The sequence below is a fragment of the Bradyrhizobium genosp. L genome, from assembly GCF_015624485.1.
GTDB lineage: Bacteria > Pseudomonadota > Alphaproteobacteria > Rhizobiales > Xanthobacteraceae > Bradyrhizobium.
The window spans coordinates 4079080-4104849 of sequence record NZ_CP061378.1 but is presented as its reverse complement, the minus strand read 5'-3'; the positions used below and the strand labels follow the sequence as shown (position 1 = coordinate 4104849).

Here is a 25770-nt window from a genome sequence, read left to right as displayed (position 1 = left end):
AAGCCCAGTCTCACCGGGGCGAGCACGTATAAGCCGTAACCCATCGCGCAGGGAAAGCCGGGTTGTTTCCGGTTACACCTGTGGTCCTACCCCGGTGCTTTTTGTTGCACCGGGCCCATGGGTGCAATAGGCACCCGGCTTTCCCTGCGCCCTCTACAAAGCAAGAGGGCGGATCGATCCACAACTCGGGCGAGTTCCGTCGCGAGAGCGCACTTTGCCGTCGATATCTGTCAGGTCACAGTCAGGTTCCCATAAGGGGCTGTAATACATGGTTGCCCAGCAGCCACGATTGTTGCTTCATCGCAACATATCCTGAACATTTAACCTTATCGCCAGCCGGCCCTTGCGCGCGCCGCTTTTTGGCCACACCCCTCCATGAAAGGATGTTCATAAAGCTGAATTTCACCAGCGCTCGCAGTGACCGGGATATTTTTTACAGGTTCCGGCGTTTGAGCGAGGGGAGGCTGGAAACAGGTTTGCGGATGGACGCCAAGATGGACGCCAAGACGAACATCAAGGGCAGGCTGCCGAGCCGTCATGTGACGGAAGGCCCCGCGCGCGCGCCGCACCGCTCCTATCTCTATGCCATGGGGCTGACGACAGCCCAGATCCATCAACCGTTTGTCGGCGTTGCTTCATGCTGGAATGAAGCGGCTCCATGCAACATCTCGCTGATGCGCCAGGCGCAGGCGGTGAAGAAGGGCGTCGCCTCGGCCGGCGGTACGCCGCGCGAGTTCTGCACCATCACCGTCACCGACGGCATCGCCATGGGCCATGACGGCATGCGCTCGTCGCTGCCGTCGCGCGAATGCATCGCCGATTCGGTCGAGCTGACGGTCCGCGGCCACGCCTATGACGCGCTGGTCGGGCTGGCCGGCTGCGACAAGTCGCTGCCGGGCATGATGATGGCGATGGTTCGGCTCAACGTGCCCTCGATCTTCATCTACGGCGGCTCGATCCTGCCGGGCAATTTCCGGGGACAGCCGGTCACCGTGCAGGACATGTTCGAGGCGGTCGGCAAGCACTCGGTCGGCGCGATGTCGGACGAGGACCTCGACGAGATCGAGCGGGTGGCGTGTCCCTCGGCCGGCGCCTGCGGCGCCCAGTTCACCGCCAACACCATGGCGACCGTCTCCGAGGCGATCGGCCTCGCGCTCCCGTATTCTGCCGGGGCTCCGGCGCCTTACGAGATCCGCGACGCCTTCTGTGCCGCCGCCGGCGAGAAGGTGATGGAGCTGATCGAGAAGAACATCAGGCCGCGTGACATCGTTACCCGCGAAGCCCTTGAAAATGCTGCGGCCGTGGTTGCAGCCTCAGGTGGTTCGACCAATGCTGCACTGCACCTGCCGGCGATCGCGCATGAGTGCGGAATCAAGTTCGATTTGTTCGACGTTGCGGAAATCTTCAAAAAGACTCCTTACGTCGCGGATTTGAAGCCGGGCGGCCGTTATGTTGCCAAAGACATGTTTGAAGTAGGTGGCATACCGCTGTTGATGAAGACGCTGCTCGACAATGGCCACCTGCACGGGAATTGCCTCACCGTTACGGGCCGAACGATCGCCGAAAACCTCAAAAGCGTGAAATGGAATCCGCACCAGGATGTGGTGCGGCCCGCCGACAATCCGATCACCGTCACAGGTGGCGTTGTCGGATTGAAGGGTAATCTCGCTCCGGAGGGTGCGATCGTGAAGGTCGCGGGTATGTCCAACCTGAAGTTCACCGGTCCGGCCCGGTGCTTCGACTGCGAGGAGGACGCCTTCGAGGCGGTCCAGAAGCGCACCTACCGGGAAGGCGACGTCATCGTGATCCGCTACGAGGGCCCCAAGGGCGGCCCCGGCATGCGGGAGATGCTGTCGACCACGGCGGCGCTGACCGGGCAGGGCATGGGCGGCAAGGTCGCCCTGATCACCGACGGCCGGTTCTCCGGCGCCACCCGCGGCTTCTGCATCGGCCATATCGGGCCGGAAGCGGCGGTCGGCGGGCCGATCGCCCTGTTGCAGGACGGCGACATCATCGAGATCGACGCGGATGACGGCACGCTTGACGTAAAATTGAGCGACGCCGAGCTCGCAAATCGTAAGACCAAATGGGCCCCTCGCGCGACCAACCATACATCTGGTGCGCTGTGGAAGTACGCCGAGCAAGTGGGGCCGGCGGTGGATGGTGCTGTCACCCATCCGGGTGGCGCGTACGAGAAACAGTGTTATGCGGACGTTTAGGCGTACCATATTGGCGTTTGCGTTAGGGGCCATTCCGGTGGCGGGCCCCGGATTCGGATTCGACGGAGCCCCGGTCAACCCGCAGGACACCGCGCTTCCGATCGTCTCGCCGCAGCCGAGCGCAGCCGCCCTGAAGCGGACCGCGGTCCCGGTCGCCCCGGCCGAGACCATCAGCAATTCCAGCGTGATGTCGCTGGCCGAAGCCGGCCACCCGGTGGCGCAGTGGAAGCTCGGCAAGATGTACGCCGAGGGCGACGGCGTCGCCCAGGACGATGTCCGCGCGTTCGAATATTTCAGCCGCATCGCCAATGCGCATGCGGAGGATTCCCCGTCGGCGCCGCAGGCCTCGATCGTGGCCAACGCCTTCGTGGCGCTCGGCCGCTATTATCTGGCCGGCATCCCCAATTCCAAGATCAAGGCGGACACCGAGCGGGCGCGGGAGATGTTCTCCTATGCCGCGTCCTATTTCGGCAATGCCGACGCCCAGTACGACCTCGCCCGGCTGTACCTGAAGACGCCGGACGCCTCGCGCGACGATTTCCGTTACGGCGCCCGCTGGCTCGGCCTTGCCGCCCAGAAGGGCCAGCACCAGGCCCAGGCGCTGCTCGGCCAGATGCTGTTCAACGGCGACCGCCTGCCGCCGCAGCGGGCGCGTGGCCTGATGTGGCTGACCCTGGCGCGCGACAGCGCCACGCCCGACGAGAACTGGATCAAGGAAAACTACAACCGGGCCGTCGCCAAGGCGTCCGAGGACGACAAGGCGATGGCGCTGCAGATGCTCGAGCACTGGGTGCAGGGGCGTCGGGACTAAAGGGCGTCGGGACTAGTCCTGCTCGTAGCCGTAGACCTCCGGCAGGATGAAGATCGCTGCGAGCAGCCCGATCAGCGGGAAGATCGCAACCAGCAGCGTCGCATTGGCCTGGCCGATCGCCTCGAACAGCGACGGAAACAAGAAGATCGCCAGGAACGACGGCAGCTTCACGAACATGTAGGCAAAGCCCGACGCCGTGCCGCGATATTGCGGCCGCGCCACCATGGTCGGGATCGTCATGCAGTTCGAGGCGTCCCAATAATGGCCCCACAGCATGGCGGCCGCCGCGAACGGCAGGATGTATTTCTGGCCGGTGTAGAGCGCACCCGCCGCGACCAACAGCGAGACCAGCACGATGCCGAAGCCGGCGATGCTGATGCCGCGGTGGCCGATCTTCGGCGTCAGCAGCGGTCCGACCCAGCCCGAGACCGCGGCAAAGGCGAACAGCGCCATGGTCACGAGGTTGTTGCCGAGCACGCTGGAGACGCCCACCATCGCGAACAGCACCGGCAGGTAGAAGGCGAAGGTGGAGAACTCGCTGCCCTGTGCAAAGCAGGCGATCCAGCCGTACAACGTGGCGCGCCAGCGGATCGGATCCTTGCGCAGGTCGGCGATGAAGGCCGACGTGCTCGGTCGCGGCATCACGACGTCCTGGTCCGGCAGCATCTTGAGATCGTCGTTGTACATGTGCCGCGCCACCTGCTTGGCCTCGCGGAACCGGCCGCGCTGCACCAGCCACACCGCGGTCTCCGGCACGTCGTGGCGCATGATGAGGATGATCAGCGCGGGCAGGGCGCCGAGGCCGAGCGTGACCCGCCACAGCGTCTCGTGCTGCATGTTGGTGAGCAGGAACAGGATGATGACGCCGATCGTCAGCACCTCGCCGACCGCGAACATGAACTGCCAGCGATTGCCCATGACTTCGCGCTCGCCCTTGGCCATGGATTCCATGATGTAGGTGTAGCCGGTCGAGATATCGCTGCCGAGCGGGATGCCGAGCAGGAACCGGATCACGATCAGCCAGGTCACGTTGGGCACGAAGGCCTGCGCCAGCGCCAGCACGATGAACATGATCATGGTCGAGATGAACATCACGCGGCGGCCGATCTTGTCGGACAGCCAGCCGCCGAGCAGCGCCCCGATCAGTGCGCCGCCCTGGGTGCCGGCGGCGGCGAGCCCGAGCATCAGCGGATCGGGATTGTACTGCTCCTTGATGAAGATCAGCACGAAGGCGATCGAGTAGAGGTCCCAGGCCTCGACCAGGATCGAGGCCATCATCAGCCAGCCGACCTTGTTGCCCTTCGGGCTGTAATTGGTGACGAGGTGGCGAACCGCGCCCTCGATCGCCGCCTGCTGCGGAACTGCCATTGTTGACATCGTTGCTTCTCCCGTTGTCCCAAAATCCTATGCGCCGAGCAGCGGCTCGATGCTGCAATCGAGCAGGCGCGGATCGATGCCGGCCTCCATGCCCTCGAACATCGCGTCCATGTAGTCGATCAGCGCGTCGCTCGCGGCCATCGCGCGGTCGACGTGGCGGTTGGCCACCGCATTCAGAATAGCGAGATGGCTGTCGATGGTGCCGGACAGGTCGGCCTGCCCGGGCATGCAGCTGTGATGGATGAAGCCGATGCGGCGGTAGAGCGTGTGCAGCGGCCGCAGCGTGTGGGCGAGAAACGGCTCGCCGGCGGCGGCCAGGATCAGGCCGTCGATGCGGCGATCGAGGCTGTTGAATGCGTCGAGCGAAAGCGTCGCGCGCTTCTCCGTCATGGCGCGCTCGATATGCAGCGCCTGATTGCGATGCGAGAGGCTGGCGTGCTCGGCCGCGAGGCGGATGACGAAACGCTCGAGGTCGCGCCGCAGCGCCAGTAGCCGCCGTTCGCGCGCGAGGTCGATCGGCGCGATCTGCAGGCCGTGGCGCGGACGGATGATGATCAGCGTGTCGGCCGCGAGTGTGTTGACGGCGTTGTGCACCGGCGTGCGGCCGAAGCCGGTGACGTCCTGCAATTCCTGCACGGTGAGGGACTGGCCGGGCCGCAGCTTACAATTGACCAGCAGATCCTCGATCCGCTGATAGGCGAGCTCGAAAAAATTGATGCGGTTGCGCCGGCCGGGGGCCGCGTCCTCGTCGGGACGTACGACGTCAAGCGCGCGTTTGCGCCGTACCATGTCTGCTTCCTCCCACAGGCCCGCGTGCATCGCGTGGGCCTGATTGATCTTGGTCCGCTTTAAAACATGTTGTGAAATATTACAAGCGGCCGTATCAATGGGCGACGACGCCCGGGCAAAAGGGACGTTCGCAATCAAAGAACATGGAGCCGCGCTACGTCGGCTTCGGGAGGACATGGCGATGAAGATCACCTCGATCGAGACGTTGCGCACGGAAGAGTTCGCCAACGTGATCTGGGTCCGTGTCCACACCGATACCGGGCTGATCGGGCTCGGCGAGACCTTCTACGGCGCAGGCGCGATCGAAGCGCAGATCCACGACACCTTCGCCGGGCGTCTGCTCGGCCGCAATCCGCTGCATATCGAGGCGATCCACCGCGACATGCTCAATCTGCCGATGGCGCAATCCTCGACCGGCGTCGAGTATCGCGCGGCGTCCGCGATCGACATCGCGCTGTGGGATTTGTTCGGCAAGGTGTGCGGCCAGCCGGTGCACCAGATGCTCGGCGGCCTCTGCCGCGACAAGCAGCGCATCTACAACACCTGCGCCGGCACCAAATATGTCCGCTCCACCAACATCAGCCCGGTGTCGAACTGGAATCTCGGTGAGGCGCAGGGATCCTACGAGGACCTCGACGGCTTCATGCACCGCGCCGACGCGCTGGCGGAAAGCCTTCTTGAAAGCGGCATCTCGGCGATGAAGATCTGGCCGTTCGATCCGGCGGCGCAGGAGAACAAGGGTCTCTACATCACAGCGGCGCAGATGAAGCAGGCGATCGAACCGTTCGAGAAGATCCGCAAAGCCGTCGGCGACAGAATGGAGATCATGGTCGAACTGCATTCGCTGTGGAATTTGCCGACCGCAAAACAGATCGCGCGCGCGCTCGAGTCGTACAAGCCGACCTGGTACGAAGACCCGATCCGGATGAACTCGCCTCAGGCGCTGGCCGAATATGCGCGCTCGACCGATGTCTGGGTCTGCGCCAGCGAAACGCTCGGCTCGCGCTTTCCCTACAAGGACATGCTGGACCGCGACGCCATGCATGTGGTGATGGCCGATCTGTGCTGGACCGGCGGTCTTACCGAAGGCCGCAAGATCGCGGCGATGGCCGAGACCTATCACCGGCCGTTTGCTCCCCATGATTGCATCGGGCCGATCGGATTCATCGCCGCGATCCACATGTCGTTCAGCCAGCCCAACACGCTGATCCAGGAATCGGTGCGCGCGTTCTACAACGGCTGGTATAACGAGCTTGTCACCACCATGCCCGTGATCAAGGATGGCTACGTCTATCCGATGGAAGGGCCGGGGCTCGGCGTCGACCTGTTGCCTGCGGTGTTCGACCGCTCCGATCTCACCGTGCGCCGCTCCAACGCCTGAGGACCCCAAACATGAGCACCGCCTTGTTCGATCTTTCCGGCCGCACCGCGCTGGTGACCGGCTCCTCACGCGGTCTCGGCCGCGCCATCGCCGAGGGCATGGCAAAAGCCGGCGCCCGGCTGATCATCAACGGCGTCGACCCCGCGCGGGTGGATGCCGCGGTCACCGAGTTCCGCGCCGCCGGGCACCAGGTCGAGGGCGCAGCCTTCGACGTCACCGATGAGCCGGCGATCGTCGGCGCCTTCGAGCGGTTCGACCGCGAAGGCATTGCCGTCGACATCCTCGTCAACAATGCCGGCATCCAGCGCCGCAAGCCGCTGGTCGAGTTCACCACCGAGGAATGGCGCAAGGTGATCGAGACCAATCTCACCAGCGCCTTCGTCGCCGGGCGCGAGGCGGCCAAGCGGATGATCGCCCGCAAGCGCGGCAAGATCATCAATATCGGCTCGCTCGGCAGCGAACTGGCGCGGCCGACGATCGCGCCCTACACGGCGGCGAAGGGCGGCATCCGTAACCTGACGCGGTCGATGGCGGTGGAATGGGCGCAGAGCGGCATCCAGGCCAATGCGATCGGACCCGGCTACATGCTGACCGACATGAACGAAGCGCTGATGTCGAATGTCGAGTTCAATAACTGGCTGATGTCGCGCGTGCCGGCGAAGCGTTGGGGCAAGCCCGACGAGCTGGTCGGTGCCGCGATCTTCCTCGCCTCGGAAGCGTCCAGTTACGTCAACGGGCAGATCATCTATGTCGACGGCGGTATGCTGGCGGCGATGTAGCCGCGCGGGTCCGGCCGGCATCAAAGGGAAGGATTGAGCACATGCGCGCCGTCGTCATCCATGCTCCGCACGACTTGCGGATCGACAGTTTTGAAAATCCCGCGCCGGTGCCGCATCAGGTGCGGCTGAAGATCGCGGCCGGCGGCATCTGCGGCTCCGATCTACACTACTACCATCACGGCGGTTTCGGCGTGGTGCGGATCCGAGAGCCGATGGCGCTGGGGCACGAGATTTCAGGCACCATCGCCGATGTCGGCAGTGGCGTCTCCCATCTCCGCGCGGGAACGCGGGTCGCGGTCAATCCGAGCCTGCCGTGCGGCCAGTGCGCCTATTGCCGCGAGGGCATGCGTAACCAGTGCACCGACATGCGCTTCCTCGGCAGCGCGATGCGCTTTCCCCATGTCCAGGGCGGCTTTCGCGAATTCATCACGGTCGACGCCTCGCAGGCGATCCCGATCGCCGACCGGCTGTCGTTCGCCGAGGCCGCGATGGCCGAGCCGTTCGCGGTCTGCCTGCACGCCGGGCATCAGGCCGGCAGCCTGCTCGGCAAGCGGGTGCTGGTGACCGGCTGCGGTCCGATCGGCGCGCTGATGGTCGTGGTCGCGCGCTACGGCGGCGCGTCCGAGATCGTCGCGACCGACATCGCCGAGCCGCCGCTGGCGATGGCGCGCAGGCTGGGCGCAACGCACGCGATCAACAGTGCGACCGATGGCACCGCACTTGAGCCGTACAAGATCGGCAAGGGCACGTTCGACGTGCTGTTCGAGGCCTCCGGCAATCAGGCGGCGCTGCGTGGCGCGCTCGATCTGCTGCGGCCCGGCGCCGTCATCGTGCAGGTCGGGCTCGGCGGCGAGGTGACGCTGCCGATCAACACCGTCGTCGCCAAGGAGCTGCAGCTGCGCGGCACCTTCCGCTTCGATCCGGAGTTCGAGCTGGCGCTGCGGCTGATGGGCGAGGGGCTGGTCGACCTGACGCCGCTGGTGACGGCGTCGATTCCGTTCGAACAGGCAGTCGATGCCTTCGAGCTCGCCAGCGACCGCTCGCGCGCGATGAAGGTACAGTTGACGTTCTAGGTCACGCCGTCTCGAAATCGAGATCGGCCCAGACCGGCACATGGTCCGACGGCTTCTCCCAGGCACGGACATAGCTGTCGATGCCGACGTCGATCAGCCGGTCGCTGGCCTGTGGCGACATCAGCAGATGGTCGATCCGCAAGCCCCAGTTCTTCTGCCAGGCGCCGGCCTGGTAGTCCCAGAAGGTGTATTGACCTGGCTCGTCATTGACCGCGCGCAACGCATCGGTGAGGCCGAGGCCGAGGAGGGATTGAAAGGCCTCCCGCGTCTCGGGACGGAACAGCGCATCGCCGGTCCAGGCGGCCGGATTGTAGACGTCGCGGGCCGCCGGAATGACGTTGAAGTCGCCGGCCAGGATCAGCGGCTCCTCGGTCTTAAGCCGCTGCTTCGCGTACTCAAGAAGCCGCAACATCCATTTGAGTTTGTATGGATATTTGTCGGTATTCGCTGGATTGCCATTGGGCAGATAGAGGCAGGCTATGCGGACCACGCCCTGCTTCAGCGTGACCACGCCTTCGAGGAAACGGGCGTGGGCATCGTCATCGTCACCGGCAAGCCCCGACTTGGTTTCGTCGAACGGCAGCTTTGAGAGCAGCGCGACACCGTTGAACGTCTTCTGGCCGTGGGTCACGACGTTGTAGCCGAGCGATTCGATCTCGAGCCGCGGGAACGCGTCATCGACGCATTTGATCTCCTGCAGGCAGACGATGTCGGGCGAACACTCCTTGAGCCAGCTCATCAGAGGTTCGATCCGCTGCCGGACCGAGTTGACGTTCCAGGTCGCGATGCGAACTGACATCGAAAGTCCTTCACTTCATGGGTTTTTGATCAAGCGTTTTCGCATCTCGATGTGCGGGATGCCAGCCTCTTCGAATTTCTCGCCGACTGGTTCGAACCCGACGCGCGCGTAGAACGGCTCTGCGTGCGTCTGCGCGTTGAGGATCAGCTCGGGATAGCCGAGTTCGGCCGCCTTGGCCATCAGCGCGTCCAGCACCCGGGCGCCCACGCCCGTGCCGCGCACCGCTTTGAGCACCGCCATGCGTCCGATATGGCCGTCGGGCAGCAGCCGGCCGGTGGCCACGGGCGTGCCGTCCTCGGCAAACGCCAGCGCATGCCAGCTCGACGTGTCCATGTCGTCCCATTCCAGCTCGACCGGCACGCCCTGTTCCTCGACAAAGACGCTGTAGCGGATGGCGCGGGAGGGTTCGCGGGCTTGTTCCCAAGGGCAGATCAGGACGGGCGTGGACATGAGGCCGCGACTCCTGACGGCGACGCCGAGCGGCCGCAGCTGGTCGCGGCGCAGGGTTGTCTGATCAGATCGAGAAGCTGGTGCCGCAGCCGCAGGAGGCGGTGGCGTTCGGGTTCACGACGCGGAAAGAGGCGCCGATCAAATCGTCGACGAAGTCGACCTCAGACCCGGCCAGGAACGGCACGGAGGCGGAATCGATCAGCACCACGGCGTTGTCGCGCTCGATCACGAGGTCGTCATCGGCCTGGGTGCGCTCGACGTCGAACTTGTACTGGAAGCCGGAGCAACCGCCGCCCTCGACCGAGATGCGCAGCTTGGCGCCGTCGCCTTCCTTGCTGAGGATCTGCCCGATCCGGCGTGCGGCTCGTTCGCTGACGGTGATGGCGGCAGTCATGCTCAGTCTCCGGTAGATAGCCCGTCATACCCAATTCATTTGGTATCCGGCGCCATCAATAGTTAAGTGCGTCGGGCCATGGAATCAAATGGATAAGGACTAAAATACCGTGTCGGTCGGAATGGCTGCCCCCCGCGCGCCCTATGCCTGCGACCCCGGTCGCAGCCGGGGCCGACTGGTCGCGGAGCCGCCGAGCCGGACCCGCAGCCCGTTCCGGCGCGACTGCGACCGAGTGATCCACTCGACCGCGTTCCGCCGGCTCAAGCACAAGACCCAGGTCTTCGTCTTCCACGAAGGCGATCATTACCGCACCCGGCTGACCCATTCGCTTGAGGTGGCCCAAGTCGCCCGGGCGCTGGCCCGCCAGCTCGGGCTTGACGAGGACCTGACCGAGACGCTGGCGCTGGCGCACGACCTCGGCCATCCGCCGTTCGGCCATGCCGGGGAGCGGGCGCTGGACCAGTGCCTGAACGCGCATGGCGGCTTCGACCACAATGCGCAGACGCTGCGGGTCGTCACCTCGCTGGAGCACCGCTATCCCGAGTTCGGTGGCCTCAACCTGACCTGGGAGGCACTGGAGGGCATCGTCAAGCACAATGGCCCGCTGACCGCGCGCAACGGCGCGCCCGTCGGACGCTACGTGGAGAGCGGCATTCCGGTCGGCATCGCCGACTATAATGCGATCTACGATCTCGAGCTGTGGAGCTACGCCTCGCTCGAGGCGCAGGTCGCGGCCTTCGCCGACGACATCGCCTATGATGCCCACGACATCGACGATGGCCTGCGCGCCGGCCTGTTCGCGGTCGACGATCTGAAGGAGATGCCGCTGACCGCGGAAATCATCGGCGAGATCGACGCCCATTATCCGGCGCTCGACGAGGTCCGGCGCGGCGCCGAGCTGGTGCGTGAGCTGATCTCGCATTTCATCAACGCGGTCTCCAGGGAGGCGAGCGCGCGCCTTGCTGCCGCGCAGCCGCAATCGGTCCATGACGTCCGCCATCACCATGCGCCGCTGATCGGCTTTCCGCCCGACGTGGCCGAGCAGGAGGCGGCGATCAAGACCTTCCTGTACAAGCGGATGTACCGGCATCACCGGGTGATGCAGGTGATGGGCGAGGCGGAGCAGGTGGTCCGCAATTTGTTCGAGCGCTACCGGCAGTCGCCGGGCGACCTGCCGGCCGAATGGATCGAGGGCACGGCAGATGAGACCGAGAGCGCGCGGAACAGGCGGATCGGCAATTTCATCGCCGGAATGACCGACCGTTTCGCCCTGATCGAGCATCAGCGGCTTTTTGACTCGACCCCGGATTTGCGTTAGCGCCCTGCCATGGCCGATACCACCGCTTCACTGCATCTTTTCGCCGACGTGCTGGCGCGCGTGCACGCCATCTGCGCCGAGATCGCCGCCCAGGATGGTTGGCCTGCCGGCACCGATCTGTCGCGCGTGGTGGTCGAGCCGCCGCGCGATGCCAGCCACGGCGACATGGCGACCAACGCCGCGATGGTGCTGGCGAAGGAAGCCAAGGCCAAGCCGCGCGAGCTCGCCGACAAGATCGCCGAGCGGCTGCGCGCCGACCCGCTGGTCGCGTCCGTCGACGTCGCCGGACCCGGCTTCATCAATTTGACCCTGAAGCCCGAGGTCTGGGCCGACGCGCTGCGCGCGGTGCTGGCTGCCGGTTCGACCTATGGGCAGAGCGGCATCGGCAAGGCCGAGAAGGTCAATGTCGAGTACGTCTCGGCCAACCCGACCGGACCGATGCATGTCGGCCATTGCCGCGGCGCCGTGTTCGGCGACGCGCTGTGCAGTCTGCTGCAGTTTGCCGGCTTCGACGTCTGTCGCGAATATTACATCAACGACGCCGGCGCCCAGGTCGACGTGCTCGCGCGCTCGGCATTCCTGCGCTACCGCGAAGCGTTGGGCGAGGACATCGGCGCGATCCCGGAAGGGCTCTATCCCGGCGATTACCTCAAGCCGGTCGGCGAGGCGCTTGCCAAGGACCATGGCGACAAGCTGCTCGACATGACGGAAGCCCAATGGCTGCCGGTCGTGCGCGACAAGGCGATCGCCATGATGATGGAGATGATCAAGGCCGATCTCGCCGCGCTCAACATCCATCACGACGTGTTCTTCTCGGAGCGGTCGCTGATCGCGACGGGCAACAACAAGGTCGCCGAGACCATCGATTTCCTGCGCGCCAAGGGCGACATCTACGAAGGGCGCCTGCCGCCGCCGAAGGGCAAGCCGGTCGAGGACTACGAGGACCGTGAGCAGTCGCTGTTCCGCGCCACCGCCTATGGCGACGACGTCGATCGTCCGCTGATCAAGTCGGACGGCTCCTACACATACTTCGCCTCCGACATCGCCAACCACCGCAACAAGTTCGAGCGCGGTTTCGGCAATCTGATCGACGTGTTCGGCGCCGATCACGGCGGCTACATCAAGCGGATGCAGGCGGCGGTGAAGGCTGTCTCCGACGGCAAGGCCGAGCTCGACGTCAAGATCGTGCAACTCGTCAAGCTGCTGCGCGACGGCGAGCCGGTGAAGATGTCGAAGCGCTCGGGCGAGTTCGTGACGCTGCGCGAAGTGGTCGACGAGGTCGGCTCGGATGCCGTCCGCTTCATGATGCTGTTCCGCAAGAACGACGCGGTGCTCGATTTCGACCTCGCCAAGGTGATCGAGCAGTCCAAGGACAACGCCGTCTTCTACGTGCAGTACGGCCACGCCCGCGGCCATTCGATCTTCCGCAATGCGCGGGAAGAGGCGGTTCCGGAGCTGCCTCAGGCCGATGACGCCAGGCTGGTATTTCTACGGGATGCTGCGGTCGAGCGGCTGACCGACCCGGCCGAGCTCGACCTCTTGAAGCGGCTTGCGCTCTATCCGCGCATGATCGAAGCTGCGGCGACTGCACATGAGCCGCACCGAATCGCTTTTTATCTGTATGATTTGGCCAGCGAATTTCATGCGCTTTGGACCAAGGGGCGGGATTTGCCCTATTTACGCTTCATTATCAATAATGATGCAGAGATCACGAGGGCGCGACTGGCAATGGTTCAGGGCGTCGTCTCGGTTCTCGCATCGGGCCTAAGAGTTCTAGGCGTCCAAGCACCAACCGAGATGCGGTAGGCAGGGGCATTTGGCCCTCACGAGTGGGGATTTGTGAGGGCATCTGGCAGGGGCCAATTCGTTCGGACCGGCAGCGCTTGGCAATCCTGGCGCTGTCCCGAAGGGGATGCATCATCACGATGGCTGATCGATATCAGGACCGACCTTTTCCCGCCGCCGATGACTATGATCGCGGTGCTTATCCGGACGCGGCTGCCAAGGCCGAGAGCGATCCGCTTGCCGAACTGGCCCGGCTGATCGGCCAGACCGATCCGTTCGGTACCGCCAACAAGCAGCAAGCGCCGTTGCCGCCGCATCCTTTGCAGTCGCGCGCCAACGTCCGGCCGCCGCAGCCTTATCAACCGCCGGTCGAGGATGACGATGCGCGGCCGGCCGGCCCGCCGCCATGGATGCAACGTGCGCGGCAGGACGCTTCGCCGCCACCGCCGCCGCAGATCGATGACGAGGAGCCCGAGCAGGATTTCCAGCCGAGCCCGGTGCATCCGCTGCACCGTTATGCGGCCCAGCCGGCGCCTGCGCCGCTCCCCGTGCCTGCGCCCGTCCACAGCTATCCGTCGCCGTCGGTCCAGACCTACCAGCCGGCTGAGACCTATGACGACGAAGAGCAGCATTACCAGGCCGCCGATCAAGGCCACGATCCGTCGCGCTATGACGATGCGCTGTACGGGCAGTTGGAAGCCGGGGAGCAGGATTTGCAGCGCGATCCAGCCTATCCGGACGATCCCTATGCCTATCAGGGTTATGAGGACGAAGAGCCCGAGCCGCGCCGGCGCAGCAGCGGCCTGATGACGGTTGCTGCCGTGCTTGCGCTCGCGGTGTTCGGCGTCGGCGGCGCGTACGCCTACCGCACCTATGTCGGATCGCCCCGCAACGGCGAGCCGCCGATCATCAAGGCTGACAACACGCCGACCAAGGTGATCCCGGCCCAGGCCGATGCACCGGCCAAGACGCCGGACCGCATGGCCAGTGGCGACGGCACCGAGAAAATCGTGTCGCGCGAAGAGGCTCCAGTCGACGTCAACAGCAAGGCGGCCGGACCGCGCGTCGTGTTTCCGCCGTTGAACGCCAATGCCAATCCGCCGCCGCCGGCCAGCGTGCAGACCGCGCCGCCTCCGCCGGCGCCGGCCTCAGCCAACGGCACCATGCCGAATAGCGAGCCGCGCAAGATCCGCACCCTCTCGGTGAAGGGCGATACGCCTGACGGCGCGCAAGCCCAGGCCGCTGTGCCGGCCAAGCCGGCGGGAGCGACAAAGCCTCCGGTGTCGCGCGGCAACCCGGCCTCGGCCAATGCCAGCGCCAATGCGCCGTTGTCGCTGGCCCCGGGTCAGTCTGATCCTGCTCCCGCCGCGCCGCCGACCCGGCTGGCTTCGACTTCGACAGCCTCCGTCAGCAGCGGCTACATGGTCCAGGTCTCCTCGCAGCGGAACGAGGCTGACGCGCAGTCATCGTACCGGGCGCTGCAGGGCAAGTTCCCGGGCGTGCTCGGGTCGCATCCGCCGGTGATCAGGCGCGCCGATCTTGGCGAGAAGGGCGTGTATTATCGCGCCATGGTTGGCCCGTTCGGTTCGCCGGATGAGGCGACGCAGTTCTGCGGCAACCTGAAATCTGCCGGCGGACAGTGCGTCGTCCAAAGGAATTAACGGCGGTTTCCTTGACCCGTGAGCCGCATACGGCCTAATCGGCCGGATGACGAACCGCGCATTCATTATCGGTATATCCGGACTGGTCCTCAGCGAGGCCGAACGCGAATTCATTCGCGCCGAACGACCATGGGGCTTCATCCTGTTCAAGCGCAACATCGAGACCCCGGCGCAAGTCTCGGCTCTGGTTGCGGAACTCAGGGCCACGCTCGGTGATGAAGATGCGCCGGTCCTGATCGACCAGGAAGGCGGCCGGGTGCAGCGGCTCGGGCCGCCGCACTGGCCGGTCTATCCACCCGGCGCGAGCTTTGCCGCGCTCTATGACATCGACCCGAATCTGGGACTGACCGCGGCGCGGTTGAGCTCCCGCCTGATCGCGGCGGATCTGGCCGATCTCGGGATTACCGTCGATTGCCTGCCTCTGGCCGACGTGCCGGTGGCCGGCGCGGATGCCGTGATCGGCAACCGGGCCTATGGAACCGAGCCGGGCAAGGTCGCGGCGATCGCCCGCGCGGTCACGGACGGCCTGGAACGGGGCGGGGTGTTGCCGGTTCTCAAGCATATTCCCGGCCATGGCCGGGCCACGGCGGATAGCCATTTCCGGCTTCCGACGGTCGATACCGCCAAAGATGAGCTCGAACGGACTGATTTCGTCGCGTTCCAGCCGCTTGCCGACCTGCCGATGGCGATGACTGCACATGTTGTGTTTAGCGCGCTCGACGGCGCCCATCCGGCGACGACTTCTGCGACAATCGTGGATCAGGTGATTCGCGGCCGGATCGGGTTCCAAGGTTTGTTGATGAGTGATGACGTGTCGATGAATGCGCTGGCCGGCTCGATCGCCGAACGCACCCGGGCCATCGTCAGTGCCGGTTGCGACATGGTCCTGCACTGCAACGGCAATCTCGACGAGATGCGCGCGGTCGCAGCGGAGACGCCGGAACTGGCCGGCATGGCGCTGGCGCGCGCCGAAGCGGCGTTGGCTGCGCGGAAGCCGCCGCAACCGCTCGACCGGCAGGCGGCGCGGGCTGAACTGGATGCGTTGTTGGATCGGGTAGGGACGGCATGACCGCTGAGATTTTGTCATTCGAGACCGGGCGGCCGGCTGATCTCGCCGAGGGCGAGCCGGCGCTGGTGGTCGACGTCGAGGGCTATGAGGGGCCGCTCGACCTGCTGCTGACGCTGGCGCGGCAGCAGAAGGTCGACTTGTCCAAGATCTCGATCCTGGCGCTCGCCGATCAGTACCTTTCGTTCATCGAGGCAGCGCGCAAGATTCGCCTCGAGCTTGCAGCGGACTATCTGGTGATGGCGGCGTGGCTTGCGTTCCTGAAGTCGCGGCTGCTGCTGCCGGAACCGCCGAGCGCGGAAGGGCCGAGCGCGGAGGAGATGGCGACTGCGCTGGCCAACCGGCTGCGCCGGCTGGAGGCGATCCGCGAGGCTGCGAACCGGCTGCTGAACCGGCCCCAGTTCCAGCGCGATATCTTTCCGCGCGGCAATCCGGAATCGATCGCCGAGATCAAGCATCCCAAGTTCACCGCGACGCTCTACGACCTGCTGTCGGCCTACGCCACGCAGCGCCAGTCGCGGGTGCTGACCTCGGTGCATCTGGCCAAGCGCAAGGTGTGGTCGCTCGCGGAAGCGCGCGCCTCGCTGGAGCGACTGGTCGGTATCGCCGAGGAGTGGAGCTGCCTCGACGAGTATTTGCTGAACTACGTCGCCGATCCCACCCAGAAGGCGACGGTGTTCGCGTCGAGCTTCGCAGCGGCCCTCGAGCTGGTCCGCGAAGGCGGGATGGAAATCAACCAGAAGCAGGCGTTCGCGCCGATCTATTTCCGAAAGCGTCCTGCGCAAGCCGCCATGGCGGCGCCGGATCTATCGGTTGAGTAAGCGGAAGAAGGAGAGCAAGCCCATGGCAAGCTTGGCGGAAGTGCGCATAGAAGAACCCGCGGAGGAGGTTTCTCCGATGGATCCGATGGCGCGTCCTGAAGAATTGCGGCTCCTGGAAGCCCTGTTGTTTGCATCGAGCGAACCGATCGATCAGGCGACGCTGGCAAAGCGGATGCCCGACGGCGTGGACGTCAAGGTGGCGCTGGCGCAATTGCAGGCGGAGTACGCGTCGCGCGGCGTCAACCTCGTGAAGGTTGCCAACAAGTGGACGTTCCGCACCGCCGGCGATCTGGCGTGGCTGATGACGCGCGAGAGCACGGAGACGCGCAAGCTGTCGCGCGCCGCGATCGAGGTGCTGGCGATCATCGCCTATCACCAGCCGGTGACGCGGGCCGAGATCGAAGAGATCCGCGGTGTCGTCACGTCGAAGGGAACCATCGACGTGCTGCTGGAGACCGGGTGGATCCGTCCGCGCGGTCGCCGCAAGACGCCGGGCCGTCCGCTGACCTTCGGAACCACCGACGGGTTCCTGTCGCAGTTCAGCCTCGAGGCGCTCGGCGATCTGCCGGGGCTCGAAGAGCTGAAGGGCACCGGTCTGCTCGACTCGCGTCTGCCGACCGGCTTCAGCGTTCCGTCGCCGACCGACGATGCAACCCTACGCGACGACGAGGACCCGCTGGAGCCCGGCGACACGCTGGAACTGTTGCTGGCGCCGGCCGCCGAGCCGGAAGCGGAGACCGCCGAGACCGAAGCCGCCGCGCCGGAGCCAGCCGAAGCATCCGCCACGGAGGACGCCGAAGCGATGGCGTCCGAGGCTGCCGACGAGGACGCGCCGGATGACCGCGGCCACGATGAAAGCGGTCATGATGAAAGCGGCGACACCGACCCCGAGGAGAAGGGCGAATAGCCCGGAATATTCCCGGTTAAGGCTAGCAATATTACGTAGCCGCGACAGCGATTTGCCGCGGCTGAAGTCCTTGTTTTTGACGTCTCGCGGGCCTACCTTCCGGGCAAAGTCAGGCCGGTTCGCCGGCCATTTTCGGAGGGTTGCAGGATGGGTTCGTTGAGCATTTGGCACTGGATCGTCGTGATCGCAGTGGTCCTGCTGCTGTTCGGGCGCGGCAAGATTTCGGACCTCATGGGTGACGTCGCCCAGGGCATCAAGGCCTTCAAGAAGGGCATGCAGGACGACGACAAGGTTGCCGACAAGCCCGAGCCGACCAAGGCCATCGACCACAATGCGGCGCCGCAGGCCGCGCGCCAGGATGTCGGCAGCAAGGCCGTCTAAGGCCCTTGCAGGATACGTTTATTCCGACGTTTTTTGTTGCGCGAAACGGTGACGCCGTCGCACAGACGCGCTATGGACGCCGATTGAGACAAGGCGCCGGCCGCCCCATATCCTGTTGGGGATGGGGCCGTCTGCGGTGCGCTTAGGCGGAAGAATTCATGTTCGATATCGGGTGGAGTGAACTGGTCGTCATCGCGGTCGTCGCGCTGATCGCCATCGGCCCGAAAGAACTGCCGGGCGTGCTGCGCATGGTCGGGCAATGGATGGGCAAGGCCCGCAAGATGGCCGCCGAATTCCAGGGCCAGTTCCAGGAGGCCATGCGCGAGGCCGAGATGGCCGATCTCAAGAAGAGCTTCGACGAGGTCAGGGAAGCCGCCACCGGCATCACCAGCGGCAACATCATGACCTCGTTGCAAAAGGACGTCAGCGACGCGCTCCAGATCGATAAGCCCGCCGATGCGCAGGTCGCCTCCGCGATCGACGCGCCGGTGACGTCAAGCGACGCACCGGTGACGTCGAGCGACGCGCCGGTGATGCCCACGACGCCGGTCGCGCCAACGCCAGAAACGTTTGTCGAGGCCGAGACTCACGTCGCGACCAGCGAGCCGCTTGCGATCACCAGCGAGGTCAAGCCGGAGCCGCCGGCGCCGCACGACGTGACGCCGGCCGAGGCCACGCCGGCCGAGCCTGGTGCGCTGAAGGACGCGAGAGCGTCATGAGCGCCGAAGACATCGAGGCCAGCAAGGCCCCCTTGATGGATCATCTGATCGAGCTGCGCTCGCGGCTGATCAAGGCGCTGCTTGGCTTCGGCGTGGCCTTCATCTTCTGCTTCTTCTTCGCCAAGCAGATCTTCAACGTGCTGGTGTGGCCCTTCATCTGGGTCGCCGGACCGGAGAATTCCAAATTCATCTACACGGCGCTGCTCGAATATTTTCTGACGCAGCTCAAGCTCGCGCTGTTCGGCGCCGGGTTCATCTCATTTCCGATCGTGGCGGCACAAATCTACAAGTTCGTGGCGCCCGGCCTCTATCGGCACGAGCGCAATGCGTTCCTGCCGTATTTGATCGCCACGCCCGTGTTCTTCGTGCTGGGCGCGATGATGGTCTACTTCGTGGTGTTCCCGATGTTGACCCGCTTCTCGCTCGGCATGCAGCAGGCGGCCGGCGCAGAATCGGCGCAGATCCAGCTGCTGCCCAAGGTCGGCGAATATCTTTCGCTGATGATGTCGCTGATCTTCGCCTTCGGCATTGCGTTCCAGCTGCCGGTGATCCTGACGCTGCTCGGACGGATCGGCATCGTCACCTCGAAGATGCTGAAGGAAAAGCGGCGCTATTTCATCGTGGTCGCCTTCATCATCGCGGCCGTCCTGACGCCGCCTGACGTGCTGAGCCAGGCCTCGCTCGCGATCCCGCTGCTGCTGCTCTACGAGGGCTCGATCGTCGCCGTCCGCATTGTGGAGAAAAAGGCCGCCGCCTCGGCGGCCGCGCCCTCGGCCCCCAATCCGGCCGAGTAGGGTGATTTCGTCACATATCCGGTCGTCGTACCCCGCGAATGCGGGGTATCCAGTACGCTGCGGCCTCTCGGTCACACACTGCCGTCTCTGGAATACTGGATCACCCGCTTTCGCGGGTGATGACGGTCGTGGTAGTTGAGACGGCCCTTCGGGGGCATCGATCCGGGAATTTTGCGCCATGCACGACATCAAAGCGATCCGCGACAATCCGACGGCCTTCGACGCCGGCCTCAAGCGCCGCGGACTGGCCGCGCTGTCGTCGTCGCTGCTGGCGATCGACGAGAAGCGCCGTGCCGCGATCCTGGCCTCCGAGCAGGCCCAGGCCCGGCGCAACGCGGCCTCGAAGGAGATCGGCGATGCCAAGAAGGCCAAGGACGAGCCGCGCGCCGCCAAGCTGATGGCCGAGGTCGCGGAGCTCAAGACCACGATGCCGGAGCTCGAGGCCGCGGCGAAGACGGCCGATGAGGAGCTGACCAAGGAGCTGTCGTCGATTCCAAACTTGCCGCTCGACGAGGTGCCCGATGGCGTCGACGAGCGCGGCAATGTTCAGCACCATGTCTACGGCAAGAAGCGCGATTACGGTTTTGCGCCGAAGCTGCACGACGATCTCGGCACTGCGCTCGGGGATATGGATTTCGAGGCGGCAGCAAAATTGTCCGGCGCGCGCTTCGTCGTGCTGAAGAAGGGCCTGGCGCGCCTGGAGCGTGCGATCGGGCAGTTCATGCTCGATCTGCACACCGGCGAGCACGGCTATACCGAGATCAATCCGCCGCTGCTCGTGCGCGACGCCGTGATGTTCGGCACGGGGCAGTTGCCGAAATTCGAGGACGACCAGTTCTGGGCGATCAAGGGCGAGTTGCTCGCGTCGCCGAATGCTGATCTGCGCAGCGAGCGGCTTGGCCTGATCCCGACCGCCGAAGTCTCGCTGACCAATCTCGCGCGCGAATCCATTCTTGACGAGAAGGATCTGCCGATGCGGCTCACCGCGCTGACGCCGTGTTTTCGCGCCGAGGCAGGTGCGGCCGGACGTGATACCCGCGGCATGATCCGGCAGCACCAGTTCACGAAGGTCGAGCTGGTTTCGATCACGACGCCGGAGGCCAGCAAGGACGAACTGGAGCGCATGCTGTCCTGCGCCGAGGAAGTGCTGCGGCGGCTCGATCTGCATTACCGCGTGATGACGCTGTGCGCCGGCGACATGGGATTCTCCGCGCAGAAGACCTACGACATCGAGGTGTGGATGCCGGGGCAGGGCGACGGCGGCGCCTATCGCGAGATCTCGAGCTGCTCGGTGTGCGGCGACTTCCAGGCCCGCCGCATGGATGCGCGCTCGCGCGGTCCCGACGGCAAGCCGCGTTTCGTGCACACGCTGAACGGCTCCGGCACGGCGGTCGGCCGCGCGCTGATCGCTGTCATGGAGACCTATCAGCAGCAGGACGGCTCGATCGCGGTGCCCGATGTGCTGCAGCCCTATATGGGCGGGCTCAAGGTCATCGAGCACGGCATGTAGGCGGGGAGCCACGGCATGATCCGGACCCGAAGGGCCGCGTTAGCGCAAAGTGCAAAGCGGTTTTCCGAACAGATCATGCTCAAAACGGGGAGCTGAAGCGCGATGACAACTCCACCCAATTTTATCGCGCTTTAGCCGATGCCACTCCACCGTGACATCCACTGGCTTGGTCGCCAATGGGCCGTCACGGGCCACGGGCTGCAGCTGATCAATCAGAAGCAGATGGGCTATTACGATATCGAGATCGCGCGGCTGTGGGAGCCGGGCGTGGTCGAGGCGATGCAGTCGAAGGCCTGGATCAACCGGGATGATTTCGACAAGGCGGTCGAAATTGCGCGCAACAGGTTTGTCGATGTCGCGCCCGGCGGCATGCCGCCACCTCAGGTGACGCCAGCGCCGCCGGCCCGCGCCGTGCCGCCGCCGCGCCCTGCGATCGAGCCGTCATCGGTGCCGACGATCGAGGAGCTGCTGGCGAGGCTGAAGTCGAGATCGGCCGCGGCTGCGTCAGCCGCAAGGTCGGTGGAGGCACCCATTGCCGCGCCGCTCGAATCCGAAGCGCCAAAGCCTGAACTTGCCGAGCCTGAGCCTCCGCAAGCCGCACCGGTCATACCCGATCCGCCTGCGCCGGCAGTGCCCCCAGCGCCTGCCGCGGTCGCGGTTCGGGCAGCCGATCCTCCGCTGTCGGGACGGCCGAAATCGGCCTGGCCGGTGTTCACCCGCAAGATCGCCGGCAGCGGCAGATTCGTCCGTCCGTGGCGCGCATCGCTGACGCGATGGCACAGGAATTTGCCCGGTTTGCCTCCGCGGCCCTAGGGGGCTAAGACGGCCACCAAGCCAACGAAAACCCGCCTCGAATCGCAACAAAGGCAATTTGACGGATGCGAATTCTCTGCACCAATGATGACGGCATCCACGCACCCGGCCTCCAGGTCCTCGAACAGATCGCCCGCGCTTTGTCCGACGACGTCTGGATCGTCGCGCCCGAGCTCGATCAGTCCGGCGTCTCGCATTCGCTGTCGCTGAACGATCCGCTGCGCCTGCGCGAGGTCGGCCCGCGGCACTTCGCGGTGCGCGGTACGCCGACCGATTGCGTGATCATGGGTGCGCGCCACATCCTCGGCGAGAAGCTGCCCGATCTCGTGCTGAGCGGCGTCAACAAGGGCCGCAACGTCGCCGAGGACGTGGTCTATTCCGGCACCATCGCCGGCGCGCTGGAGGGCACCATTCTCGGCCTGCCGTCATTTGCGCTGTCCCAGGAGTTCAGCATCGCCACCCGCGACAAGCCGCTGTGGGACACCGCGCTGAAATTCGGTCCCGATATTCTGCGCAAGGTGCTCGCGGCCGGCATCCCGAAGAACACCGTCGTCAACGTCAACTTCCCGGCCGTCTTGCCCGACGAGGTCAAGGGCATCCGCGTCACCCGGCAGGGCAAGCGCAATCTCGGCTTCCTCAAGATCGATCGCCGTCACGACGGGCGCGGCAATCCGTATTTCTGGATCGGATTCGAGCGCGCGGCGATGATGGATACGCCGGCGGAGGGCACCGATCTCGCGGCGCTCGCCGCGGGCTACGTCTCGGTGACGCCGCTGCGGCTCGACCGCACCGATGAAGTATTTTCGGAAGCGCTCACCACGACGCTGAAGTGATCCTGTAGCCCGGATGGAGCGAAGCGAAATCAGGCACCGCTCTTAGCCGCGGTGGAATCCCGGATTGCGCTGCGCTGCATCCGGGCTGCGCACTGAGTTTGCTGCTAAACCGGTGCGCTCTTCATCGCGTTGTTGATCGCCTGCGCCAGCGTCTCCAGCTGAAACGGCTTCTGCAACGCCGGGCGGTCGCGATATTCCTGGGGCAGGCCGGAAGAGCCGTAGCCGGTCGCGAAGATGAAGGGCCGGTTCCGCGCGTTGATCAGCTCGGCGACCGGCGTGATCACCTTGCCGTTGACGTTGACGTCCAGGATCGCAAGGTCGAATTCGGTCGACTGCGCGAGCTTTACCGCTTCGCCGATTTCGCCGGCCTCGGCCGCGACGCTGTGGCCGAGTTCCTCCAGCATATCGGCGACCATCATCCGGATCATGACCTCGTCCTCTACGAGGAAAACTGAACAGCCCGCCGGCCGTATCGCCGTCATGATGGAATCCTTGCCCGTCCCTGAACCAAGCTCGCAAATAACACCGAAAGGCGCAATGCAAACGTTTGAGAATTGCCTGCAATTTGCAGTGCATAGCGGCGAATCGCTCAAGCCGGCTCGTCGCATGAGATCGCGTCCAGGGAGTTGGTTAGCAAGCCAAGCCCTCGATCCGCTTCAAGCGCGGGGCTTCCTGTCGTGCGTCGCTCGCCGTCATATGGGAAGCAGCCGTGGTGCCGGCAAGAAAACCGAGGGCCACGGTTCCCGGTCAGGAACAGATATCAGGAGAAATTTTTCCTTAACGCGGCATTTCGAACTCTCGTGGCAAGAACCTTATGAGGGGACCCGCTGCGGGCCAGAGACGTTGAAAGCATGGCTGTGAACCCACATCCGCCCGAGAAAATGATGTTTCAGCTGACCTTGCGGCGGCGCGGAATCAGCGACCAGGCCGTGCTGCGGACCATGGAGGAGGTGCCCCGCGAAGTCTTCGTCGAGGCCGCCGACCGCGATCATGCCTATCGCGACAGTGCGCTTGCGATCCCCTGCGGGCAGACCATCAGCCAGCCCTTCGTGGTGGCCTACATGACCGAGCAGCTGCAGTTGCGGAAGGACCACCGGGTGCTCGAGATCGGCACCGGCTCGGGCTACCAGGCCGCGATCCTGTCCCGGCTCTGCAAGCATGTGCTGACCATCGAGCGCTACCGCACGCTGGCCGACGTCGCCCGCAAGCGGATCGAAAAGCTCGGCTATTTCAATATCGAGGTGCTGCTCGGGGACGGTTTCGACATACCTGCGGGCGCCGGCGAATTCGACCGCATCATGGTCACCGCGGCGATGGAGCAAATCCCGGAGCCGCTCCTGCAGCGGCTCGAGCCGGCCGGCGTCCTGATCGCCCCGGTCGGGCCGCAGCAGGGTACCCAGACCCTGGTCCGTATGGTGCGCACCGATGCTGGCTTCGACCGCAAGGAACTGGTCGATGTGCGCTTCGTGCCCGCGCTGCACGGGATTGCGCGTGAATTGTGAGAAGCGTGGATTGGCGCTTGCCGCCAACGTCTTATTCGCAGGGTTAAGCGGTTATTTACTCGGGACGTGTTTACTCAAAACAGTCTTTTGTTGCGTACGAGTGAGTAACCATGTCTGGGGTCGTTGAGTTGCTTCGCTCGCGTCGCGCGCCGCAAGCTGCGGTGCTGGCGCTGATGTCCATCGCCTTTGCCGGTTGCAGCGCCGATATGTCGTCGCGCTTCTCGCAAAACTCCTACTCGCAAAATCCGTTTGCCTTCGATCCGCAGCCGACCGGCACGGTCCAGCAGCAGCAACCGCCGCGCGAGCTGCCGCAATATTCCCGGCCGCAGTCGCAGTACTCGCAGTACCAGTCGCAGCCGTTGCCGCCGCCGGTCGCGGCGCCGCAATCCTATCCGGTGGCCGGCGGAGGTGGTGGCGTCTCCGGAGGAGGGCGCGGGCTTTCCTCCTACGCGCCGCCCCCGGCGCGGCCGCAGATCGAATCCACCGGCACCGTGCCGCATTCGCTCGCCGCTGCACATGCTGCGCCTCCGCGCAGCGGGACCACGATCATCGTCGGCACCAGCGATACGCTCGACGTCATCGCCAAGCGCTACAATGTTTCGAAGGCCGAGATCCTGCACGCCAACGGCTACAAGGGGCCGCGCGCGCTGTCGCCCGGCCAGCAGCTGATCATTCCGCATCCGACCGCAACCGCCGCGGTGCCTGCGCCCGCGATGGCCGCGCCGATGGTCAAGCCGGTCGCCGTGGCGGCCGCGCCTGGCATCCACTACGTCAATCGCGGTGACACGCTGCACAGCATCGCGCGCCAGCACCACATCTCCGCAGCCGAGCTCGCCCACGCCAACAATCTCGATCTGTCGGCGCGGCTCAGCCCCGGCATGAAGCTCACCGTGCCCGGCGCCAAGACCGCGATGGTCGCGCCGGCCGCACCGGTTGCTGCTCCCGTAGCGGCGCCGGTTGCGATGGCGCCTGCGCCGGCGGTGGCTGCCCCGAGGGTCGTTGCGACCGCGCAGCCGCAGAGCGCGCGGCTGGTCCAGCCGACCGCCACTGTCGAACCGCCGACTGCGGCCGCCGAGGCTCCAGTCGTTACCAAATCGAGCGAGGCTACCGGCGCGCTGCCGACCTTCCGCTGGCCGGTGCGCGGCAAGGTCATCACCGCCTACGGCTCCAAGACCAACGGCAAGGTCAATGACGGCATCAATGTCGCGGTGCCTGAGGGTACGCCGGTGAAGGCGGCCGAGGACGGTGTCGTCGCCTATTCGGGCAACGAGCTCAAGGGTTACGGCAACCTCGTGCTGGTTCGTCATTCCAACGGTTATGTCACCGCCTACGCCCATGCGAGCGAGCTGCTCGTGAAGCGCGGCGACACCATCAAGCGCGGCCAGGTGATCGCGAAGTCCGGTCAGTCGGGCGAAGTCGGCTCGCCGCAGCTGCACTTCGAGATCCGCAAGGGCTCGTCGCCGGTCGACCCGCTGCAATTCCTCAACGGCGCGTAAGCGCCGCACTTCCAGGTGCTTACGACAATGACAGCGGGGGAGGCGCAAGCCTCCCCCGTTTTGCATCATCTCCACGTCCGTCATCGCCCGGC

The 25770-nt window shown here is 65.1% G+C and carries 24 protein-coding genes and 1 pseudogene; 19 read left to right on the top strand and 6 right to left on the bottom strand.

What is annotated here, in order from left to right; translation table 11 throughout:
* The first annotated feature begins 494 nt into the window (after positions 1-494).
* Both ilvD and IC762_RS19355 read left to right on the top strand, forming a co-directional pair.
* Positions 495-2219, top strand: coding sequence for a dihydroxy-acid dehydratase (gene ilvD, locus IC762_RS19360; protein WP_195790195.1), 1725 nt, complete (start codon positions 495-497; stop codon positions 2217-2219).
* Positions 2206-3030 (top strand): tetratricopeptide repeat protein, encoded by an 825-nt coding sequence (locus tag IC762_RS19355; RefSeq protein ID WP_195783859.1) that lies wholly within the window; start codon positions 2206-2208, stop codon positions 3028-3030. Before ilvD ends, IC762_RS19355 begins: the two co-directional genes overlap by 14 nt.
* 12 nt (positions 3031-3042) lie before the next feature.
* Here the strand turns inward: IC762_RS19355 and IC762_RS19350 are convergent, their stop codons facing one another.
* Both IC762_RS19350 and IC762_RS19345 read right to left on the bottom strand, forming a co-directional pair.
* The gene (locus tag IC762_RS19350) at positions 3043-4407 is read right to left on the bottom strand and encodes an MFS transporter (protein ID WP_195783858.1); all 1365 of its coding nucleotides are present in this window, start codon (positions 4405-4407) and stop codon (positions 3043-3045) included.
* A 27-nt stretch (positions 4408-4434) separates the two neighbouring features.
* Positions 4435-5196, bottom strand: coding sequence for a GntR family transcriptional regulator (locus IC762_RS19345; protein ID WP_195790194.1), 762 nt, complete (start codon positions 5194-5196; stop codon positions 4435-4437).
* A 181-nt stretch (positions 5197-5377) separates the two neighbouring features.
* Between IC762_RS19345 and IC762_RS19340 the strand changes: the two genes are divergently transcribed.
* Genes IC762_RS19340 through IC762_RS19330 form a run of 3 tightly spaced genes read left to right on the top strand, consistent with a single transcriptional unit; the run spans position 5378 to position 8429 of the window.
* A complete protein-coding gene (locus IC762_RS19340) occupies positions 5378-6577 on the top strand; it encodes a mandelate racemase/muconate lactonizing enzyme family protein (protein WP_195783857.1) in 1200 nt (399 codons plus the stop codon).
* 11 nt (positions 6578-6588) lie between these two features.
* Positions 6589-7356 (top strand): SDR family oxidoreductase, encoded by a 768-nt coding sequence (locus tag IC762_RS19335; protein WP_195783856.1) that lies wholly within the window; start codon positions 6589-6591, stop codon positions 7354-7356.
* A gap of 41 nt (positions 7357-7397) precedes the next feature.
* Positions 7398-8429 carry an L-idonate 5-dehydrogenase gene (locus IC762_RS19330; RefSeq protein WP_195783855.1) on the top strand — a complete coding sequence of 344 codons (1032 nt, stop codon included), beginning with the start codon at positions 7398-7400 and terminating at the stop codon, positions 8427-8429.
* A 1-nt stretch (position 8430) separates the two neighbouring features.
* Here the strand turns inward: IC762_RS19330 and xth are convergent, their stop codons facing one another.
* From xth to erpA, 3 genes are all read right to left on the bottom strand, one after another.
* Positions 8431-9228 (bottom strand): exodeoxyribonuclease III, encoded by a 798-nt coding sequence (xth, locus tag IC762_RS19325; RefSeq protein WP_195783854.1) that lies wholly within the window; start codon positions 9226-9228, stop codon positions 8431-8433.
* 15 nt (positions 9229-9243) lie between these two features.
* A complete protein-coding gene (locus IC762_RS19320) occupies positions 9244-9678 on the bottom strand; it encodes a GNAT family N-acetyltransferase (RefSeq protein WP_195783853.1) in 435 nt (144 codons plus the stop codon).
* A 64-nt stretch (positions 9679-9742) separates the two neighbouring features.
* Positions 9743-10072: an iron-sulfur cluster insertion protein ErpA gene (gene erpA, locus IC762_RS19315; protein ID WP_195783852.1), complete on the bottom strand. Its 330-nt coding sequence runs from the start codon at positions 10070-10072 to the stop codon at positions 9743-9745.
* Between the two features lie 109 nt (positions 10073-10181).
* On the opposite strand from erpA, the gene IC762_RS19310 reads away from it, so the two are divergent.
* The 12 genes and pseudogenes from IC762_RS19310 (at position 10182) to surE (ending at position 22680) form a co-directional block, all read left to right on the top strand.
* Entirely contained in the window at positions 10182-11390 is a 1209-nt protein-coding gene (locus tag IC762_RS19310; protein ID WP_195783851.1) for a deoxyguanosinetriphosphate triphosphohydrolase, read from the top strand.
* A 9-nt stretch (positions 11391-11399) separates the two neighbouring features.
* Positions 11400-13196, top strand: coding sequence for an arginine--tRNA ligase (argS, locus tag IC762_RS19305; protein WP_195783850.1), 1797 nt, complete (start codon positions 11400-11402; stop codon positions 13194-13196).
* Between the two features lie 119 nt (positions 13197-13315).
* A complete protein-coding gene (locus IC762_RS19300) occupies positions 13316-14836 on the top strand; it encodes an SPOR domain-containing protein (protein ID WP_195783849.1) in 1521 nt (506 codons plus the stop codon).
* Between the two features lie 46 nt (positions 14837-14882).
* Positions 14883-15905 (top strand): beta-N-acetylhexosaminidase, encoded by a 1023-nt coding sequence (gene nagZ, locus IC762_RS19295; RefSeq protein ID WP_195783848.1) that lies wholly within the window; start codon positions 14883-14885, stop codon positions 15903-15905.
* Positions 15902-16723, top strand: a complete 822-nt coding sequence (locus IC762_RS19290; RefSeq protein WP_195783847.1) for a segregation and condensation protein A — start codon at positions 15902-15904, stop codon at positions 16721-16723. Before nagZ ends, IC762_RS19290 begins: the two co-directional genes overlap by 4 nt.
* Before the next feature lie 22 nt (positions 16724-16745).
* Positions 16746-17615: pseudogene (scpB, locus tag IC762_RS19285) on the top strand (SMC-Scp complex subunit ScpB); the annotation flags it as partial.
* A 162-nt stretch (positions 17616-17777) separates the two neighbouring features.
* Positions 17778-18011 (top strand): twin-arginine translocase TatA/TatE family subunit, encoded by a 234-nt coding sequence (locus IC762_RS19280; RefSeq protein ID WP_195783845.1) that lies wholly within the window; start codon positions 17778-17780, stop codon positions 18009-18011.
* A gap of 158 nt (positions 18012-18169) precedes the next feature.
* Positions 18170-18730 (top strand): Sec-independent protein translocase protein TatB, encoded by a 561-nt coding sequence (gene tatB, locus IC762_RS19275; protein WP_195783844.1) that lies wholly within the window; start codon positions 18170-18172, stop codon positions 18728-18730.
* Positions 18727-19524 carry a twin-arginine translocase subunit TatC gene (gene tatC, locus IC762_RS19270; RefSeq protein ID WP_195783843.1) on the top strand — a complete coding sequence of 266 codons (798 nt, stop codon included), beginning with the start codon at positions 18727-18729 and terminating at the stop codon, positions 19522-19524. The genes tatB and tatC overlap by 4 nt, the downstream gene beginning before the upstream one ends.
* Before the next feature lie 178 nt (positions 19525-19702).
* On the top strand, positions 19703-21034 hold the full coding sequence (gene serS / locus IC762_RS19265) for a serine--tRNA ligase (protein WP_195783842.1): 1332 nt from the start codon (positions 19703-19705) through the stop codon (positions 21032-21034).
* A 138-nt stretch (positions 21035-21172) separates the two neighbouring features.
* Positions 21173-21847 carry a hypothetical protein gene (locus tag IC762_RS19260; protein ID WP_195783841.1) on the top strand — a complete coding sequence of 225 codons (675 nt, stop codon included), beginning with the start codon at positions 21173-21175 and terminating at the stop codon, positions 21845-21847.
* Positions 21848-21912: 65 nt separating this feature from the next.
* Entirely contained in the window at positions 21913-22680 is a 768-nt protein-coding gene (gene surE, locus IC762_RS19255; RefSeq protein ID WP_195783840.1) for a 5'/3'-nucleotidase SurE, read from the top strand.
* A gap of 104 nt (positions 22681-22784) precedes the next feature.
* On the opposite strand, the gene IC762_RS19250 is transcribed toward surE, so the two are convergent.
* On the bottom strand, positions 22785-23162 hold the full coding sequence (locus tag IC762_RS19250) for a response regulator (RefSeq protein ID WP_195790193.1): 378 nt from the start codon (positions 23160-23162) through the stop codon (positions 22785-22787).
* Positions 23163-23531: 369 nt separating this feature from the next.
* Here IC762_RS19250 and IC762_RS19245 point away from each other — a divergent pair, with 369 nt between their 5' ends.
* Positions 23532-24182 (top strand): protein-L-isoaspartate(D-aspartate) O-methyltransferase, encoded by a 651-nt coding sequence (locus tag IC762_RS19245; protein ID WP_195783839.1) that lies wholly within the window; start codon positions 23532-23534, stop codon positions 24180-24182.
* 110 nt (positions 24183-24292) lie between these two features.
* Complete coding sequence (locus IC762_RS19240; RefSeq protein ID WP_195783838.1) at positions 24293-25678, top strand: peptidoglycan DD-metalloendopeptidase family protein; 1386 nt, start codon at positions 24293-24295, stop codon at positions 25676-25678.
* The last annotated feature ends 92 nt before the right edge of the window (positions 25679-25770 follow it).

Coding starts and splice junctions, on each gene's coding strand:
- IC762_RS19345 (WP_195790194.1), bottom strand. CDS start 5,196: ATGGTACGGCGCAAACGCGCGCTTGACGTCGTACGTCCCGACGAGGAC.
- IC762_RS19340 (WP_195783857.1), top strand. CDS start 5,378: ATGAAGATCACCTCGATCGAGACGTTGCGCACGGAAGAGTTCGCCAAC.
- IC762_RS19320 (WP_195783853.1), bottom strand. CDS start 9,678: ATGTCCACGCCCGTCCTGATCTGCCCTTGGGAACAAGCCCGCGAACCC.
- tatB (WP_195783844.1), top strand. CDS start 18,170: ATGTTCGATATCGGGTGGAGTGAACTGGTCGTCATCGCGGTCGTCGCG.
- IC762_RS19290 (WP_195783847.1), top strand. CDS start 15,902: ATGACCGCTGAGATTTTGTCATTCGAGACCGGGCGGCCGGCTGATCTC.
- IC762_RS19355 (WP_195783859.1), top strand. CDS start 2,206: ATGCGGACGTTTAGGCGTACCATATTGGCGTTTGCGTTAGGGGCCATT.
- argS (WP_195783850.1), top strand. CDS start 11,400: ATGGCCGATACCACCGCTTCACTGCATCTTTTCGCCGACGTGCTGGCG.
- IC762_RS19280 (WP_195783845.1), top strand. CDS start 17,778: ATGGGTTCGTTGAGCATTTGGCACTGGATCGTCGTGATCGCAGTGGTC.
- ilvD (WP_195790195.1), top strand. CDS start 495: ATGGACGCCAAGACGAACATCAAGGGCAGGCTGCCGAGCCGTCATGTG.
- IC762_RS19260 (WP_195783841.1), top strand. CDS start 21,173: ATGCCACTCCACCGTGACATCCACTGGCTTGGTCGCCAATGGGCCGTC.
- IC762_RS19250 (WP_195790193.1), bottom strand. CDS start 23,162: ATGACGGCGATACGGCCGGCGGGCTGTTCAGTTTTCCTCGTAGAGGAC.
- IC762_RS19330 (WP_195783855.1), top strand. CDS start 7,398: ATGCGCGCCGTCGTCATCCATGCTCCGCACGACTTGCGGATCGACAGT.
- nagZ (WP_195783848.1), top strand. CDS start 14,883: ATGACGAACCGCGCATTCATTATCGGTATATCCGGACTGGTCCTCAGC.
- tatC (WP_195783843.1), top strand. CDS start 18,727: ATGAGCGCCGAAGACATCGAGGCCAGCAAGGCCCCCTTGATGGATCAT.
- xth (WP_195783854.1), bottom strand. CDS start 9,228: ATGTCAGTTCGCATCGCGACCTGGAACGTCAACTCGGTCCGGCAGCGG.
- erpA (WP_195783852.1), bottom strand. CDS start 10,072: ATGACTGCCGCCATCACCGTCAGCGAACGAGCCGCACGCCGGATCGGG.
- IC762_RS19240 (WP_195783838.1), top strand. CDS start 24,293: ATGTCTGGGGTCGTTGAGTTGCTTCGCTCGCGTCGCGCGCCGCAAGCT.
- surE (WP_195783840.1), top strand. CDS start 21,913: ATGCGAATTCTCTGCACCAATGATGACGGCATCCACGCACCCGGCCTC.
- IC762_RS19350 (WP_195783858.1), bottom strand. CDS start 4,407: ATGTCAACAATGGCAGTTCCGCAGCAGGCGGCGATCGAGGGCGCGGTT.
- IC762_RS19245 (WP_195783839.1), top strand. CDS start 23,532: ATGGCTGTGAACCCACATCCGCCCGAGAAAATGATGTTTCAGCTGACC.
- IC762_RS19335 (WP_195783856.1), top strand. CDS start 6,589: ATGAGCACCGCCTTGTTCGATCTTTCCGGCCGCACCGCGCTGGTGACC.
- IC762_RS19300 (WP_195783849.1), top strand. CDS start 13,316: ATGGCTGATCGATATCAGGACCGACCTTTTCCCGCCGCCGATGACTAT.
- serS (WP_195783842.1), top strand. CDS start 19,703: ATGCACGACATCAAAGCGATCCGCGACAATCCGACGGCCTTCGACGCC.